The following is a 450-nucleotide window of genomic DNA, read 5'->3' as shown; positions in this document are numbered from 1 at the left end:
CCCCTGCGCGCAGCGCCGCAGGATCGCCCGGGCTGCCCTGCACCAGGAACAGTGTCTCGCCAGCCGCACGGCCGGCGCTGGGATTGCTGGCCACGATCTGGTCGACCCGGGTGATGCCCGCGGCCTTCGCTTCGCGCAGCATCACCAGGCTGTAGTCCTCGGCATGCTCGGCGTAGCGTCCGCCCAGGGCCTGCAGGCGCGTACTGATCTGCTGCTGCAGGGCATGATCGCGATGCTGCGGCTGACGGGGGTCATCGTTGGCCGCGAGCGGCACGTCCTGCCCAAATTCGCGCGTCTGGCCGGGTGCAACCGAGGTCAGCACGTACTGCCAGCGGTTCTGCCCAGGCGTGCCGCGCACCGTCGACACGAAGTCGTCATACTCGCCGCCACCGATGGTCTGGCAACCGGCCGAATCGGTGTTGGAACGGCTGCCACGATGGATCTTGAAGG

Annotated in this window: 1 protein-coding gene; it reads right to left on the bottom strand. The window is 68.7% G+C overall.

Features of this window, described 5'->3' with window-relative positions; genetic code table 11:
• On the bottom strand, nt 1-450 hold a 450-nt coding region (locus D7X55_RS46375; protein WP_199747409.1), incomplete at both ends, for an XVIPCD domain-containing protein.

Origin of the sequence: Corallococcus sp. AB049A (genome assembly GCF_003668885.1) — a bacterium.
Taxonomy (GTDB): Bacteria; Myxococcota; Myxococcia; order Myxococcales; family Myxococcaceae; genus Corallococcus; species Corallococcus interemptor.
The sequence above is the reverse complement of the archived record's forward strand: the minus strand, read 5'-3'. Positions and strand labels throughout refer to the sequence as shown.